The 16,636-nt window shown below is 64.8% G+C and carries 14 protein-coding genes; 6 read left to right on the plus strand and 8 right to left on the minus strand.

The features are described 5' to 3' along the window. The first annotated feature begins 57 nt into the window (after positions 1–57). The 4 genes from EJ079_RS08330 to EJ079_RS08345 are packed head-to-tail and all read left to right on the plus strand — an operon-like array spanning position 58 to position 4,432. The gene (locus EJ079_RS08330; protein ID WP_127808732.1) at positions 58–1,572 is read left to right on the plus strand and encodes a COG4223 family protein; all 1,515 of its coding nucleotides are present in this window, start codon (positions 58–60) and stop codon (positions 1,570–1,572) included. A gap of 10 nt (positions 1,573–1,582) precedes the next feature. Next, a complete protein-coding gene (locus EJ079_RS08335; RefSeq protein WP_127808733.1) occupies positions 1,583–3,187 on the plus strand; it encodes a heme biosynthesis protein HemY in 1,605 nt (534 codons plus the stop codon). Positions 3,188–3,223: 36 nt separating this feature from the next. Further along, positions 3,224–3,703: a TerB family tellurite resistance protein gene (locus tag EJ079_RS08340; protein WP_127268697.1), complete on the plus strand. Its 480-nt coding sequence runs from the start codon at positions 3,224–3,226 to the stop codon at positions 3,701–3,703. Positions 3,704–3,718: 15 nt separating this feature from the next. Continuing rightward, a complete protein-coding gene (locus EJ079_RS08345; RefSeq protein WP_127808734.1) occupies positions 3,719–4,432 on the plus strand; it encodes a glutamine amidotransferase in 714 nt (237 codons plus the stop codon). A 101-nt stretch (positions 4,433–4,533) separates the two neighbouring features. On the opposite strand, the gene EJ079_RS08350 is transcribed toward EJ079_RS08345, so the two are convergent. The 8 genes from EJ079_RS08350 to EJ079_RS08390 all read right to left on the minus strand — a co-directional run bounded on the left by EJ079_RS08350 (position 4,534) and on the right by EJ079_RS08390 (position 14,228). Beyond that, positions 4,534–4,842 carry an NIPSNAP family protein gene (locus tag EJ079_RS08350; protein WP_027037386.1) on the minus strand — a complete coding sequence of 103 codons (309 nt, stop codon included), beginning with the start codon at positions 4,840–4,842 and terminating at the stop codon, positions 4,534–4,536. Between the two features lie 54 nt (positions 4,843–4,896). Continuing rightward, on the minus strand, positions 4,897–6,135 hold the full coding sequence (locus tag EJ079_RS08355; RefSeq protein WP_127808735.1) for an MFS transporter: 1,239 nt from the start codon (positions 6,133–6,135) through the stop codon (positions 4,897–4,899). A gap of 463 nt (positions 6,136–6,598) precedes the next feature. After that, positions 6,599–7,699, minus strand: a complete 1,101-nt coding sequence (locus EJ079_RS08365; RefSeq protein ID WP_127808736.1) for an aminotransferase class I/II-fold pyridoxal phosphate-dependent enzyme — start codon at positions 7,697–7,699, stop codon at positions 6,599–6,601. Positions 7,700–7,922: 223 nt separating this feature from the next. Then, positions 7,923–8,384 (minus strand): MucR family transcriptional regulator, encoded by a 462-nt coding sequence (locus EJ079_RS08370; RefSeq protein WP_127270031.1) that lies wholly within the window; start codon positions 8,382–8,384, stop codon positions 7,923–7,925. A gap of 215 nt (positions 8,385–8,599) precedes the next feature. Then, positions 8,600–9,319 (minus strand): ROK family protein, encoded by a 720-nt coding sequence (locus EJ079_RS08375; protein ID WP_127808737.1) that lies wholly within the window; start codon positions 9,317–9,319, stop codon positions 8,600–8,602. Positions 9,320–9,331: 12 nt separating this feature from the next. Beyond that, positions 9,332–10,708 carry a glucose-6-phosphate dehydrogenase gene (gene zwf / locus EJ079_RS08380; protein ID WP_127808738.1) on the minus strand — a complete coding sequence of 459 codons (1,377 nt, stop codon included), beginning with the start codon at positions 10,706–10,708 and terminating at the stop codon, positions 9,332–9,334. 22 nt (positions 10,709–10,730) lie between these two features. Continuing rightward, positions 10,731–11,744, minus strand: coding sequence for a phosphogluconate dehydrogenase (NAD(+)-dependent, decarboxylating) (gene gnd, locus EJ079_RS08385; protein WP_127808739.1), 1,014 nt, complete (start codon positions 11,742–11,744; stop codon positions 10,731–10,733). Between the two features lie 63 nt (positions 11,745–11,807). Beyond that, entirely contained in the window at positions 11,808–14,228 is a 2,421-nt protein-coding gene (locus tag EJ079_RS08390; protein ID WP_127808740.1) for a glucan 1,4-alpha-glucosidase, read from the minus strand. Between the two features lie 402 nt (positions 14,229–14,630). On the opposite strand from EJ079_RS08390, the gene EJ079_RS08395 reads away from it, so the two are divergent. After that, on the plus strand, positions 14,631–15,911 hold the full coding sequence (locus tag EJ079_RS08395) for a histidine kinase (protein ID WP_127808741.1): 1,281 nt from the start codon (positions 14,631–14,633) through the stop codon (positions 15,909–15,911). After that, positions 15,911–16,633, plus strand: a complete 723-nt coding sequence (locus EJ079_RS08400) for a response regulator transcription factor (protein ID WP_127318792.1) — start codon at positions 15,911–15,913, stop codon at positions 16,631–16,633. Before EJ079_RS08395 ends, EJ079_RS08400 begins: the two co-directional genes overlap by 1 nt. Positions 16,634–16,636 lie beyond the last annotated feature (3 nt).

Here is a 16,636-nt window from a genome sequence, read left to right on the forward strand (position 1 = left end):
CTGAACCATCATGCGCCGCCAGGCGTTGAGACGAAGCGAATTGTGCGGAGCCCAGGCATGGTCAAGACGCCGAAGATGCGACACTCGAAAAGCCGCCGCGAGCCGGTGACCATCGATCTCGAGCCGGGCGCCGTCTCACGCATCGCCGACGAGGACGCCGCCAGGCAGGAGGCCCGGACAGACGAGGCGAAGGCCGAGGAAGCAGCGAACGCTTCGCAGCCCGAGGTTCCCGAAGAGCCGGTTCACGCCGACCAGACCGATCTCGAGCCCTGGGAGCATGCCGACGCACGGGCCGAACCGGAGCAGCCGTCGGCAGCGGCGACAAAGCCCGCTAGCGAGGCCGAGATCCCCTATCCCGGATCGTCCGACGAGCCCGGATCGTCCCACGGTCCCGGATCGTCCGATGCGCCGGCCGGCAAGACCAAAGCCTACGACTACAGTTTCGAGGACGCATCGGCGAAGCGCACGCAGACCGACGGCAACAAGGCGAAACCCGAGACACGGGACGAGAAAATGGCGCCACCCCTTGAAAAGCGCGGCGGCCTCAACGGCGTCGCCGCCGGCATCATCGGCGGCGTCATCGCGCTGGTCGGCGCCGGCGGGCTGCAATTTGCCGGCCTGCTCGGCGCGCCGGGTTCGGGCGCCGGCGTCTCGCTCGATGGCGTCAACAGCGACATCGCCTCGCTGAAGACCGAAATCGCCGGTTTGAAGGACGCCGGCGGCAACGGCGATGGAGCGGCGAAGATGGTCGGCCTGTCCTCGGGCCTTGAACAGGTCAAGGCCGATGTGGCGGCGCTGAAATCGGCTGTCGAGAAAGGTGGAGCAGGCGACGCGGCCGGGGTCGCCGCACTGGGCGACAAGGTCGCGCAGATCGAGACGGCGGTCGCCGCCCTCGGCAAGGCCGGCAGCTCGGCGCCGGTCGATCTCGGTCCGCTCAACGAGAAACTGGCTGGCCTCGACGCGCTGGTGAAGTCGGCCGGCGAGGCTACGACGGCGCAGGAGGGCCGGCTGACAGCGCTGGAGCAGTCTGTGTCGCAGCTGTCCGGCAAGGTCGAGGCGGCGGCGGGGCAGCCGAAGGTAGCGCTTGCCATCGCGGCGTCGGCCTTGAAGGCGGCGCTCGAGCGTGGCGGGCCGTTTTCGGCCGAACTCGAAACCCTCGCGGCAATTTCGCCCGATGCGCCGCAGCTTGCGGCACTGCGCCCCTATGCTGAAAAGGGCGTTCCGACCCGCGCCGAGATCGCATCGCAGGCTGATGCCGCCGCCAATGCCATGGTCACTGCCGCGACGCCCGTCGATGAGAATGCCGGCTTCCTGCAGAATCTGATGTCGAGCGCCGAATCGCTGGTCAAGGTCAGGCCGATCGGCGCCGTCGAAGGCGCCGGCGCACCGGAAACCGTCGCGCGCATGGAGGCGGCGGTCAACCAGGGCGACTACGCGAAGGCACTCAGCGAGTATGAAACGCTGCCCGAGGCCGCCAAGGCCGCTGGCGCGGACTTTGCCGGCAAGCTGAAGGCACGCATCGAGGTCGAAACCCAGGTCGATGCGCTGATCTCGGGCGCGATGAAGGCATGAGGGCAACACAATGATCCGCCTGCTCGCCTTCCTCATCGTCGTTTTCGCGCTCGGGCTGGGCTTTGCCTGGCTGGCCGACCGGCCGGGCGACATGGTCGTCACTTTCAACGGCTATCAATACCAGGTCAGCCTGATGGTGGCGGCGGTGGCCGTCGTTGCCGTGGTCGCCGCGGTGATGATCCTGTGGTGGCTGCTCAAGTCGCTGTGGAACAGCCCCTACACCATCTCGCGCTATTTCCGCGTCCGCCGCCGCGACCGTGGCTATCAGGCGCTGTCGACCGGCATGATTGCCGCCGGCGCCGGTGATGGCGCGCTGGCCCGCAAGAAGACCAAGGAAGCCGCCAAGCTGATCCGTTCCGACCAGGAGCCGCTGATCCACCTGCTGGAAGCGCAGGCGTCGCTGCTCGAAGGCGATCATGAAGGCGCGCGGCAGAAATTCGAAAGCATGCTCGACGATCCCGAAATGCGGCTGCTGGGTTTGCGCGGGCTTTATCTGGAAGCCGAACGGCTCGGCGACCGCAACGCTGCCAGGCATTATGCCGGCCGCGCCGCGGTGATGGCGCCGCAGCTGGCCTGGGCGGCGGAATCGACGCTGGAAGAGCTGACCGCGCGCGGCGACTGGGACGGCGCCCTGAAACTGGTCGACGCGCAGAAGGCGACACGGCAGATCGAACGCGATGCCGCCAATCGCCGCCGCGCCGTGCTTTTGACCGCCAAGGCGCAGGCGCTTGCCGACAGCGATCCCGCCGCCGCCAGGACGGCGGCGATCGAGGCCAACAAGCTTAGGCCGGACTTCGCGCCCGCGGCCGTTGCCGCCGCGGCCGCATTGTTCAAGCAGAACGATGTGCGCAAGGGCTCGAAGATCCTCGAGGCGGCCTGGAAGGCCGAGCCGCATCCGGAGGTCGCCGAGCTCTATACCCATGCAAGGCCGGGCGACGCCGTGCTCGACCGCCTCACCCGGGCGAAGAAGCTGCAGGAAATGAAGAAAAACCACGCCGAATCGTCGATGACGGTGGCGCGCGCCGCGCTCGACGCGCAGGATTTCTCGACCGCCCGCCGCGAGGCCGAGGCGGCGATCCGGATGGACCGCCGCGAGGGCGCCTATCTGCTGCTCGCAGACATCGAGGAGGCCGAAACCGGCGATCAGGGCAAGGTGCGGCAGCTGCTGTCCCGGGCGGTGCGGGCGCCGCGCGATCCGGCCTGGGTCGCAGACGGCGTGGTATCGGAACGCTGGGCGCCGGTGTCGCCGATCACCGGCCGGCTCGACGCCTTCGAGTGGCGTGCGCCGATGGAGCGTCTCGGCCAGTTGATCGACAGCCATGATGACATGCCAGCCGATGCGGCGCCGGTCATCGAAGCATTGGCGAAGCCGACGAGCGAAAAAGGGCCGATCGAGGTGATCGATGACGCCGGTGGCGAGACGTCGGCGGGCAAGCAAGCTGAAAGTCGCGAAGAAGATCATGTCAGGCCGATCACGGCAGCGGCCTTCGCCGCGGTGCCGAGCGATGCCGAGGGCGTCGATCCGGCCGAGGAGCTTGCGCGGTTGCCGGACGATCCCGGCGTCGATCCGGACGAGGAAGCGGAGAAATCGCCGCGCCGGTTTCGGCTGTTTTGAGTTGGGCAGGCCGTCAGGCCGTTGGGGTATGGATCTATGTTTGAACGCGTTCTGTCGTTTCTCAGGGATTTGCCGGCCGGCGCCGGCACGCGTGCCAGCACGGACGATCCGCGCATCGCCGCCTCGGCGCTGCTCTACCATGTGATGAATGCCGATGGCGTGCGCCAGGATGTCGAGTGGGAACGATTCAAGGCGGTGCTGGCGGAGAGCTATTCGATCAGCGGCACGGAACTTGAGGCGCTTGCCGCCGCCGGCGAGCGGGCCGACAATGAGGCGATCGATCTCTATGCCTTCACCAGTGTCCTGAAGCGCCATCTCGATGCCGATGCGCGCAAGGCCTTCATCGGCCTGATGTGGGAAATCGTCTATGCCGACGGCGAGTTGCACGAGCTCGAGGACAACACCGTCTGGCGCGTCGCCGAGCTGATCGGCGTCGAACGCCATGATCGCGTCGAGGCGCGCCGCAAGGCAGCGGCGCACGCGCCCGGCGCCACCGGAACATCGAGCGACGAATAGGATTTTCGCCTTCCCATGCCGCGCCAAACGAGTTCGAAGCCAAAGATACTGATCGTGCTGCATCAGGAGAGTTCGAGCCCGGGGCGTGTCGGCCACATGTTGCTGGAAGAAGGGTTCGACCTCGATATCCGCCGGCCGCCGCTTGGCGACGCCTTGCCCGAAACACTGGACGACCACGCCGGCACGGTGGTGTTCGGCGGCCCGATGAGCGCCAATGACGACGACGAGTTCGTTCGCCGCGAGACCAACTGGCTGGAAATACCGCTGAGGGAGAACCGGCCATGTCTCGGCATCTGTCTCGGCGCACAGATGCTGGTCAACTATCTCGGCGGCAAGGTCGAAGGACACGGTGAAGGGCTGGTCGAGGTTGGCTGGTATCCCCTGAAAGCGACCGAAGCCGGCAAGCAACTGATGCACTGGCCGGAGATGGTCTATCAGTTTCACCGCGAGGGTTTTTCGCTGCCCAGGGACGCGACGCTGCTGGCGACGGCCGAGACCTATCCCAACCAGGCCTTTCGCTACGGCGACAATGCCTGGGGCATCCAGTTCCATGGCGAACTGACGAGGGTGATGATGCAGCGCTGGGTGGTGCGCGGCGCGCATCGCTTCGAATTGCCCGGTGCCCAGCCCGGCCGCGATCATCTCGGCGGCCGGCTGATCTGGGACATGCATCTCAAGCGCTGGCTGGACGAGTTCCTGCGGATGATTTTCGGCAAGCCGAGCAGATAGCTAATGCATGTCGCCCAAAAGCGACCTCGGTTTTGGGAAAACGACATGCATAAAACAAGACCTAAAGCGCGGCGCGTGAATCTGTTTCGACGCGACGCGCTTTAAGGTTCGAGCACCGGCCGCAGGAAGCTGCGCTCGTAGCTGAGAATGCTGCGATTGCGTTTTTCCATTTCAAACACTTCCTGGCATTCCGGGTCGGCAGCCATACGCTTGCGATAGACCTCGTAGTCGGCGAGGCTCGGGAAGCTGAACATGGCAAAAGCGATATTGCTCGCCCCCTCGCTCGGAAGGAAATAGCCGTGATGGTTTCCGCCGAGGCGGTTGACCAGAGCTATCCAGCGACGGCCATAATCTTCGAACTCGGCAAGCTTGTAGGGGTCGATGACATATTTCAGGTAGCAAGTGATCATGAGAGCTCCTGTGGCACGGGGGCGGGGCATTTTGGCTTGTCAACTGGAGGAAGATCAGTTGCGTCCGTCGAGATGGCGCACCTTGCGCAGTTGCGGGAACAGCACCATCCACAGGCCCGCTACGGCGATGGCGCCGATGCCGCCGATCACCACGGCCGGCACCGTGCCGATCAGTGCGGCCATCGTGCCGGCGCGGAATTCGCCGACCTCGTTGGAGGCGCCGACAAAGACCTGGTTGACGGCGTTGACGCGGCCGCGCACCTCGTCGGGCGTCCACAGCTGAATTAGCGTTTCCCTGATGTAGACGCTGAACATATCGGTGGCGCCAAGGAAGACCAGCGCCACGATCGACAGCCAGGTGATGGTGGAAAGGCCGAACAGCACGGTGAAGGCGCCGAACGAGGCGGCGGCGACCAGCATGATCATGCCCGCGTGGTTGCGGAGCGGATGCCCGGCCAGCCAGATGGCGACGCAAATGGCGCCGATGCTGGGCGCCGAGCGCAGCAGGCCGAGGCCCCAGGGGCCGAGCTGAAGGATGTCGCGTGCATAGACCGGCAGCAGCGCCGAGGCGCCGGACAGGAGCACGGCGAACAGATCGAGCGAGATGGCGCCGAGCACGATCTTCTCGCTCAAGATGTAGCTGAACCCGCCGAGCAGGTGCTGCATCGTCGGCTTTTCCGACTCGGTCCGCTGCGACGGCTTCGGAATGGTGAAGATCAGCAGCCCGGACACGAGCATCAGGACGGCGGCGGTTCCGTAGGCCGCTTCCGGCGACACGCCGTAGAGCAGGCCGCCGGCGACCGGGCCGACGATGGTCGCCGTCTGCCAGGCCGATGAATTCCAGGCGATGGCGTTGGCGAAATCCTGAGGCGGCACCAGATTGGCGAACAGCGAGGCGGAGGCCGGACCGAAAAAGGCGCGGGCGACGCCGAACATGGCGAGCACGCAGAAGATCGGCAGCGGTCCGCTGATGCCGCGCAGCGTCAGGAACAGCAGCGCCAGCGCGCACATCGCCTCCACCACGACCGCCAGCGCCATGATCAGGCGGCGGCCGAAGCGATCAGCGACGACGCCGGTGACCAGCACCAGAAGCAGCGACGGCAGGAACTGGACGATGCCGACCAGGCCGAGATCGAGCGGGTCGCGGGTCAAATCGTACATCTGCCAGCCGACCGCGACGGACACGATCATGGTGGCGAATGTGGTGAGGAAACGCGCCGCCCAATAGCTCAGGAAGGATCGATGGCGGAACGCGGCATAGCGCTGGTCCGGCGATATCTGTTCTGCTGTCATGATTTAAGAGGCCCCGTTCGAATGGCATCAGCTGGCGGGGCACTTCCACGATGGGCGCTGGTCCGGCTGGCGGAACTTTTAGCTCAGTTCGCAGCGGATATGCGTCAAAATCAGTGCTGGATCAAGGAATTTTCAGCCTAAAGCGCGTCGCGACTTTTGAGCGAGATGCATTAGCGCTACTGCGCCATTAGTTTCTGGCCGAACGGAGCAATCGTTGACGTTGGCGCTGCCCCTCACTGTCCTGCCGGACATCCTATAGTGACGGGGAGAGAGGGGCGGGCGGCGACGCCGGCATTTCTCCCGCAACGCTGGAGATTGGCGAAATCGCCGATGACGGCACCCCTCCCCCCGTCACTATACGGGGAGAGGATGCCGGCAGGCAGGTGAGGGGCGGCGCAGACGCTGGCCACTATGAACGGTCGCTGTGACGCAGTAGCATCAACCGGTCGCTGGCACGGGAAACTTACTGCCGCAGCGCGACGGAAATGGCGTCGAGGCCGCCACGCAATTCGGCTTCCGTCGGCCAGCCAAAGCCGACGCGGAAGAAGCGTTTTTCCATCTCGAACCAGTGGCCGGGTCCGACATAGGTGCCGTGGTTTTCCAGCAGGTTCACATAGAACCGGTCGAGGTCGAAGCCGGGTTCGACATTGAGGCGCGGAAAGCCGACGACACCCCCTTCGGGCCGCACCCAGTCGACCAGCGGTTCGCGATCGATCCAGGCCTGGACGATGTCGCGGCGCCCCGCCATTTCGGGCAGCAACGTCGCCAGGAAGGCGTCGCGGCGCTCGAGCATCCCGCGGGCAATGCCTTCGTCGATGACGCTGCCGCAAATGCCGATCTGCTCCTTGGCGGCGAGGAATTTCTCCTGAAGCTCAGCGTCCCGGGTGATCAGCCAGCCGATGCGGATGCCGGGAATGCCGAAGGCCTTGGACAATGACGAGACGCTGATCGCTCTCGGGCTCAGTGAGGCAGCCGTCGGCAGCCGCCGGCAGTAGGAAAGGTCGCGATAGGTCTCGTCGACCAGCAGACGGCAGTTGCTGCTTTCGGCAAGCGCCACCAGCGCATCGAGCTCGGTTCGGCTCATCATCGTGCCGGTCGGGTTGTGCGGGCAGGTGACGCTGATCAGCTTCGTGTCCGGCCGCAGCGCCGCCTTGACGCGTTCGACATCGATGGCGAAGCCTTCCTCGAAGGCCAGGTCGACAAAGCTGATGGCGCAGCCGATCGCCCTTGGGGTTTCGATGTTGGTGGCGTAGTTGGGCCTGATGACGACGAGATGGTCATTGGCCGACAAGAGCGAGGTCGAGATGATGAACAGCGCGCCCGCGGCGCCGGCAGTGACCAGGACATCATCCGGCGAAATGCCGGCATCCTGCGCCGAGATCAATGCACGCAACTGCTTGTCGCCGCGATGCTCGCCATAGAAAAGCGTGAGATCAGGCAGCGAAAGGCCGATGTCGGAGAGCTTCTGGTCGGCGATCGAACTTTCCGAAAGATTGTAGCGGATACGGTCGTAGCCGTATTCTTCCGGCGCTTCTTTCTCGATCACCATCCTGGTGTAGTTCATGGCTCGCTCCCCTAGAGCAGTTCACCGTTTCACGGAAACGGCGACTCGCTCTAACTCCTTGTTTTTACGCAATTCCGGACGGAAAACCGTTTCACAATTTTCCTGGAATTGCTCTAGGAACCCGTCCACCTATCCAAGCCATAAAAATAGGAAGCCTGCCAAGGCGAATTCGCCGGCAGGCTTCTGTTCCAGTCGTCCTAACTGTTGGCTCAGGACTGAATATTCAGGCCGAGGCCTTGGCCTTCCTGCCCTTGGCGGGTGCCTTCACGGGGGCAGCCTTGCGGCCGAGGCCGATGGATTTCGCCAGCAGCGAACGCGAGGCCGCGTAGTTGGGAGCGACCATCGGATAGTCCGACGGCAAGCCCCATTTGGCGCGATAGGCGTCCGGTGTCAGGCCGAAATGCACGCCCAGGTGACGCTTCAGCGATTTGAACTTCTTGCCGTCTTCGAGGCAGATGATGAAATCGGGTGTCACCGACTTCTTGGGGTTGACAGCCGGGACCAGGGGGGCAGCCACCGGGACCGCAGGCTTGCCGAGCGCGTTTATCGAGGCGCTGACGCTGGCGATGAGGTCGGCCAGGCCGGAGGCGGGCAAGCGGTTCTTCTCGACGTAAGCGGACACGATGTGAGCGGTCAGCTCGAGCAGATCGATGTCTTTACGGGCACTGTTGCTATCGTCGGTCACTCTATTTCTCCGTCTACAGCGAATGACCTGAAAATCGGATTCGACTTCCGGAAAGGATCATGCGCGAAATTAAAATGCTATGGCGTCCTTCGTGCGTCCACGGGACGAATGGCGTTGGTGTAGCGCGGAATTCCTAGTCGGCAAATCTGCGTATTGCAACGACTTGATGTCAGGTCACACGTTATTTTGAACAACTATATTAAACAATAACAGTATCAGACTATCAGCGCTTTGTCGCGCCACAAACGAAACCCGCCTTCGAAGGCGCGTGTGTTGTCGCCGCGCCTGGAGTCGGCGGGCAATTCATCGAGCTTGTCGACGTTGCCGCCGCCAATCACGACATAGTCCGGCTGCATGGCGGCACGGAGCCGGTCGACGACGTCGAAGACGTATTTGCGCCATTTCTTCTTGCCGCGCTTTTCCAGGCCGCGTTCGCCGACATAATCCTCGAAACTCCTGCCCTTCTTGTAGGGCAAATGCGCGAGTTCCATCGGTTGGGCGACGTTGTCGGCAATCATCGCCGCACCGAGACCGGTGCCGAGCCCGAGGAACAGCATGCGCCCGCCCTCGTAGCTGCCGATGGCCTGCATCAGCGCATCATTGACCACTTTCACCGGTTTGCCGAACGCGCCCGCAAAGTCGAATCCAGCCCAGCCCTTGCCGAGATTGGCGGGGTCGGCGAGCGGCCTGTTGTGATTGACCGGGCCGGGATAGCCCATCGAGACGACGTCGTAGGACAGGCCTTCGGCGAGCTTGTTGACCACGTCGATCATCTGCTGCGGCGTCAGGCCCGGCCCCGAATCGGCGCGGCGCTCCTCGCCGCCGGCGCTGGTGAGGATCTTGACGTGCGAGCCGCCGATGTCGATCGTGAGCACGATTTTTTCAGTGTCCGGCTTCTCGGTGCCCGATGCAGGTTGCTTCACCGCCTTGGCCATCGTGTGGTCCTCTCACTTCACCGGATCGATCCAGCCATTGGGCGGCCCGAACCCGGCCATGACGTCCGCCGGTCCCCATGTGAGCGGCTCGTAGAGATGCGGCGGCGTGGTGTCGCCAAGCACCGGGCCGACGATGCGCCAGGCCAGTTCGCTGGCGTCCTGGCGGGTGAACAACTGCCCGTTGCCGTTCATGGCGTCGCCGATCAAGCGCTCATAGGGCGGCATGTCGCCCTTTGAGTCGTCGAGCGCCGTCAGTTCGACCTGCTCGCCGATCATGTCGTCGCCTGGCGCCTTGCGCTGGGCGCCGATGGCGATCACCACCTGTGGGTCGATGCGGAAGCGGACGTAGTTCTGGTCGGCTGGCTTGATCGGATCGAAGACATCGAGCGGCGGCCGCTTCAGCCGCACCACCACTTCGGTGACATGCACCGGCATGTTCTTGCCGGCGCGGATGAAGAACGGCACGTCCTGCCAGCGCCAGGTGTCGACGAAGAAACGCACCGCCGCGAAGGTCTCGACGGGCGAGTTCGGCGCCACGCCCGGTTCGGCGAGATAGCCGGTGAACTGGCCACGCACGACATCGTCTTTTGTCAGCGTCCTGATCGCGCGCAGCACCTGCACCTTCTCATCGATCAGGTCGTCGGCGGAACGGCCGACAGGCGGCTCCATGGCAAGTAGCAACAGGATGTTGAGCAGATGGTTCTCGATGACGTCCCTGATGCAGCCGACATCGTCATAGAAACGGCCACGTCCCTCGACGCCGAAATCCTCGGCCATTGTGACCTGTACGCTTTCGACGTAGTTGCGGTTCCAGATCGGCTCGAGCAGCGAATTGGCGAAGCGGAAATAGAGCAGGTTCTGGATCGCTTCCTTGCCCAGGTAATGGTCGATGCGGAAGATCGACTGTTCCTCGAACACCAGATGCAGGACCCGGTTCAGCCAGCGCGCCGATTGCAGATCGTGACCGAAGGGCTTTTCCACCATCAGCCGCGCGCCATGCGCCGTGCCTGATTGCTCCAGCCCCTGGACGACGGTCTCGAACATGGTCGGCGGCACCGCCATGTAATGCAGCGGCCGCTGTGCGGTGCCGAGCGCGCTCTTCAGTTTCTCGAACGTCGCTCCGTCACGGTAGTCGCCGCTGACGTAGCGCAGCAGCGAGGCGAATTTGGCGAACGCTTTCTCGTCGATCTTGCCGAGCGCATTGACGATGCCGTCACGGGCGCGCGCCTGCAATTGCTTGAGGTCCCAGGCATCGAAGGCGACGCCGATCACCGGTTCGGTGAGCGTGCCCTTGGCGACCATCTGGTAAAGGGCTGGAAATATCTTCTTGTGGGCGAGGTCGCCGGTTGCCCCGAAGAGCACCAGCGTGTCGGACCGTTCCTGGCTCATGCGCCTGTCTCTCCCAGTGTCGTCACTTGCCGGCCTTCGGCTTCTCGACGTGGCCGCCAAAGGCATAGCGCATGGCGGAGAGCAGCTTGTCGGCGAATTCGGATTCGCCTTGCGAGGAGAAGCGGTCGAACAGTGCCGAGGACAGCACCGGAGCCGGCACGCCGGTGTCGATAGCCGCCTTCAGGGTCCAGCGACCTTCGCCGGAATCCGAAACGCGGCCGCCGAAATTCACCAGGCCCGGATCGCTTTTCAACGCGCCGGCCGTCAGGTCGAGCAGCCAGGAGCCGATAACGCTGCCATGCCGCCAGACCTCGGCCACCTGGGGAAGGTCGATGTCGAACTGGTAGTATTGCGGGTTTTCCAGCGGACTGGTCTCGGCGTCCGCCGTCCGTTGCCGCTTGCCGGCATTGGCCGACTTCAGGATGTTCATGCCTTCGGCATAGGCGGCCATGACGCCATATTCGATGCCGTTGTGCACCATCTTGACGAAGTGGCCGGCGCCGCTCGGTCCGCAATGCAGATAGCCGAAGGGCGCGGTGCCGGCATCCCCAGGCGGATTGGAGCCGGCATCGGCGCCCGGTGCCAGCGTGGCGAAGATCGAATCGAGGTGCTGCACCGCCACGTCGGGGCCGCCGATCATCAGGCAGTAGCCACGCTCCAGGCCCCAGACGCCGCCACTGGTGCCGACATCGACAAGATGGATACCCTTGCCGGCCAGTTTCGCGGCCTGGTCGACGGCGTCGTGGTAGTAGGAATTGCCGCCGTCGATAACGATGTCGCCGGGCTCCATCAGGGCCGCCACCTGGTCGATGATCCTGCCGGTGATCGCCGCCGGCAGCATCAGCCACACGCAGCGCGGCTTGGCCAGCTTGCCGACGAATTCTTCCATCGAGGCCGCCCCTGACGCGCCGTCGGTCACCAGGGCGGCGACGCTGGCCGGGTTGATGTCGTAGACGACGCATTCGTGGCCGTCGCGCATCAGGCGCCGGACCATGTTGGCGCCCATCCGGCCCAGTCCCATCATTCCGATCTGCATGGTTTCGTCCCTGTTTTCTAAGAGATTTGCGGGGTTATCGAGGGAAGGTCTACTGGCTGTGATCTACTGGCCATCTTGGTCGCCCGATATGACGGAGAAGTCGACATTCTCCCAATCGCCGGTCGCGGGCCAGAAAAAAGTGAAGAGCAGCGTGCTTCCCTCGGGGAGGCTTGCCGCGGGCAGATCGGCAAGATGGATGCCGAAGGCGTTCTCCACCGTATGGCTGTCGTGGGCGGTCGCCCAGTTGTCGGTGCTCCAGTGGACTGTAGCCGGGTCCAACAATTCGACGCGCAACGTCTTGCCCTCCGGCATGGTGCGGATCTTGTTGTTGAACCGCCATGTCCTGAACGGCGATACGGTCTTGTCCTCGATATAGCGCTTGACGCCTTGCGGCGGCATGTCGAAGACCGCGCCGTCGCGCAGCGAGCGCAGCAGCTTGATATGCTCCGAATGCGCCCAGACCAGCGGCATGGCGCTGCCCGAGGGTCGGCCATGCAGCAGTTCGCGCTCCGGCAGATCGGCGCCGTCCCAGACCTGCTCCGGCAACAGGCCGCCCGGTCCGGCCGAGCCTTCCAGTGCTGCCAGCAGGCTGGCTGCCTTTTCCTCGTGTCCAGCCGCCAGCTCATAGTGGGCGCGTTCGCCGGCCAGCAGCGGCCAGGGGCGACCCTGGCCGGTGCCATCGAAAGGCGCGCCATCTTCATGCTCGCCGTAGCCATCGCCGTTGTAGCGATACCAGAGCGGCCCTTGCGGCAGATCGCAGCGCAATTGCGCGTCGATGACCTTGACCGTGTCTGTCATGCGCGGATCGTCGGCCGCCCGCAGACCGAAGCGGACAAGTGCCAGCGCATCCGGGCTGACGATCTCCTTGGCGGGCCGATCCGTGTCGCCGGGCGGCCGGTTCTTGATCGGGACATAGCCGTCCTTCGGCGAACCGGCCTCGGCGCTGTCGGGTGGTGCTATGCGGACATAGTAGCCTTCGACGCCGACTTGACTGCAGATCGCCGTGCCGGTGACGTAGGTCCAGCGCTCGACCTGGTCGTTCCAGACGTCTGATGTCTCGCGCAGATAGGTCGCGGCGTCTGTCTTGCCGCAAGCGTCGAGCAGGTCTGCCGCGGCAAGCAGTGCGGCGATTTCGACGGCGAGCGTGAACGGGCTGTAGCCGGCATCCTCTTCCCAGCGGTCCTCGCCGGTGACGGGTCCGTTGCGCACGACATAGCCGGCGGCGCGCTCGATCGTCGGCAGGAAGGTCATGAGCCTGGCGCGCGGCAAATGGCCGGCGCGGCGCAAAGCATCGGCCAGCAGCAGCGGAAAGGCGCATTCGTCCATCTGGATGCCGGGCCAATAGGCCGATCCGTCGAGCCAGGCGTTCTGCGGCCAATGGCCGTCCGGCTGCTGGATGGAGCTGAGGTAATCGAGGATTTGCAGGGCCGAGGCAGCATCGCCGGCAGCAAGAAAGCCGCCCGCCGTCTCGACCAGATCGCGCGGCCAGACCAGATGGTAGCCGCCGAGGTCGTCGTCACCCCTGTTGAAGCCCCACGGGATCGACAGGCTGGCGACCGCGGCGCCCGGTGTGGCGATCGACCGGTGCGTCGCCAGTACCGCGGTGCTGGTGCGATAGCTGTTGATACCCGATGATGCCGTGTGTCGATCAAGCGGCAGCAGGCCAGTCTGCCAATTGCGCCAGTTCTGAAGATAGGATTTCGCTGCGGGTTCAAAACCCTGCTTCAGGCTGGCGAAAGCATGTTCCGCGGCCTCGTCCGATGTCGCGCCGAACCCAAGCGCCAGCAAGGCCTTGGTCTCTGTGGCGGAAAAGCCGATCTCGCCCGTCAGCGCGACATTGCCGTCCTCGGCCCGCTGGTACGCAGCGTCGAGCTCACCTGTATTGTGGAGTTGCTGCCAACCGTCGGAAAAGCCGACATAGCCGGCCGAACCGGTTCGCCAGGGCAGCGACGAGGCCAGCGCCAGGCAAGAGCCGCGCCCCGAGGCGAACAGCATGGGCTTTCCCTCGTGCTCGCCGACCCAGGCGGTGTTGCCCATGCCGGCATTGACCAGATGCGGTGCCAGAAGCGCGTAGACGCGGTAGCCACCGGGCACCCCTTTCAGCGCCGTGAAGGTGATTTCCTGCAGCAGAGCCGGGCGCGCCGGGTCGGCGAGGATGCGCTTTTCGATCCGCCAGGCGCCGTCGCTCGCCGTGTTGACCAGCCTGTAGGCGGGCACGCCGTCCTCGAACGGTTCGATCGTATGCACGGCATCGCGTTTCTCTTCCGAAAAATAGCCGCCGGGACCGGTGACGATCAAGCCGAGGTCGCGGGTGCAGGCGCTGTCGACGCGCGGATAGTAGACTTCGTTGAGGATGCCGTGGCTGATCGTGAACCAGATCCGGCCGGCCGGCGAAAGCGACGTTCCGACGCCACTCTTGGCGCTTGATGTCCAGCGCGCCGGGATTCCCGGGGCGCCCGGAGCAACGTTTTGCGTCACTGGCATTCTGTTTCGGTCTCCTGGCCTCCTCCCTAGACCAGGACGCGAACCCTTTACAATCATTGCACCGCAAGTTGATCGGCCGGTCCAACGGCAGGGCAACGAACTCGGGCTGACGGGTTTCTTCGGAGCCTTCGCCCGCCATTGGCTGACGGAGCATCAAACGAAAAACCCGCCTGTGCGGCGGGTCACTGGCGCAAATCAGCACCATGGACAAAAATGTACCATAGCTGAGGGCATGGAGTCAAGAAAAAATTCCTATTACCGCCACAAGGCTGCCGGCACCGCCGAGCTGTCGTCAGGTCTTTTGTCAAGCTGAGTGCGGGACCCTATGGCCAACGGCGCCGTCGTTGACAGCGGCGGCGGCATGCGTCCACTATTTCGCGGCACGGGAGGATCGTGAAAGCAATGGCGGAAGTGTCCCTGGTCTTGATCGACCGGCTGCTGGCGATATCGCGGGCGCTTGCCGGCCATATCGATCCCGGCACGGCGTTCCGAGCGACAGCCATTGAGATCGGCTCGCTCATCCCGCACGATCACATGGATCTGGCGGTGCTGTCGCATGACGGCCGCCGGCACGCCTGTTACGAAGCCGGCTTCCACACCAGCTGGAGCGAGCTAGCCCAGCATCCGCTGCCGACCGAAGTCAGCCCGATCCGCTCGGTGCTGTGGGGCGAAGTCCCCTATCTGCTCGCCGACGATGCGTTGAGCGACGAGCGCTTCCATTTCGCCACCGCCATCGATGGTCCGATCTTCGCCGCCAGGCTGCGCAGCCGCATCGTCGTGCCGCTCAGGGCGCGCGGCGGCATCATCGGCGCGCTCAACATCAGCCGGCACGAGGTCGACTGCTACACGCTTGCCGATGTCGCGGTCGCCCAGCAATGCGCGGACCTGATCGCGCCCTACATCTTCGCGCTGATCCAGACCGAGGAGGCGCGCCGCGCCATGCTGGCCGAGAGCGAGGCGCGCAACCGGGTCGAACTGCTGCGCGTCGGCGCCTCGCAATTGACCGAAGGCATGGAGCGCGAACGGCGGCGCATGGCCATGGACCTGCACGACCAAACGCTTGCCGATCTCGCCCGCATCGCGCGCCAGCTTTCGGCCCTTCGCGGGCAAGGCGTGGCGCGGGCAGCGCAGCTTGCCGATCTCGAGCAGGAGGTCGCCGGCTGCCTGACGGAACTGCGCCACATCGTCGACGACATGCGGCCGAGCGTGCTCGAACTGTTCGGCCTGCGCGACGCGGTCGAGGCGCATCTCAACCGCAGCGTCGCCAGGGCCAAGCCGCCGATCGCCGTGCGCATCGCCGACACCAGCGACGGCGGTGCCGACAGCCTGGCCGAGCCAGTGCGGACCGCGCTCTACCGGATCGTGCAGGAAGCGATCAACAATGCCGTTCGCCATGCCGCGCCGCACCGCATCGACGTGCTGTTGGCGTCGACCGCGAGCGTGCTGCGGGTCATCGTGACGGATGACGGCCAAGGCTGCGGCACCGTCGACCCGGCCGCGTATGGCGGCATCGGCCATATGCACACGCGGGCAGCCCTTATCGGGGCGCGGCTGCGTATCGGCCAGGCCGGCCGCAAGAACGGCGGCACCCGTGTCGTCGTCGAGATCGACCGCCAGCCGTCGCGAGAATTGGCGGCGGCTGCAGCGGTGCCTGGCGAGTTCGCCGTATCGGAGGCCATGTGATGCTTGTGATGATCGCCGAGAATGACGGGCTGCACCGTAGCTTCGCGCGGCGAACGGTGGAGCAGCTGTGGCCCGGCGACGTCGAGGTGATCGAAGCGAGCGACGGCGAGGACGCCATCAACCTGGCGGCCGAACGCGAGCCACTGCATGTCGTGCTCGATTTGCAGATGCCCAAGGCGACGGGAATCGAAGTTGCCAAGGCGATCTGGAACCGTCGCGCCGGCACGCACATCCTGTTCTGGTCGAATTTCGCCGACGAAGCCTATGTGCGCGGCGTGGCGCGCATCGTGCCGCCCGGTTCGGTCTACGGCTATGTGCTCAAATCGGCGACGGAGGAGGGCATGCGGTCCGCGCTGCGCGGGGTTTTCCGCGAAGGCCACTGCATCATCGACCGCGAAATCCGCGGCATCCAGCACCGCGTGCAGGACAAGTTCGAGGGCATCACCGACGGCGAATATGAGAGCCTGATCGACATCGCGCTCGGCCTGACCGACCGGGCGATCGCGGCGCGGCGCGGCCTGTCGATCCGTGGTGCGCAGAGCCGCATCAAGCACTGCTACGACAAGCTCGGCATCGTGCCGGCGGAGGACGGCGCCGGCGATGCTTCCGTGTTCAACTCGCGGACACGGGCGATCTATCTCGCCATGGCGCGTGGCCTGATCAACATCGACGCACTGCGCCGCGAACAGGACCGGCTCGATGCCTGGCTGGCGGAGCACTGAAAC

It is taken from the genome of Mesorhizobium sp. M7A.F.Ce.TU.012.03.2.1 (genome assembly GCF_004006095.1).
Classification (GTDB): domain Bacteria; phylum Pseudomonadota; class Alphaproteobacteria; order Rhizobiales; family Rhizobiaceae; genus Mesorhizobium.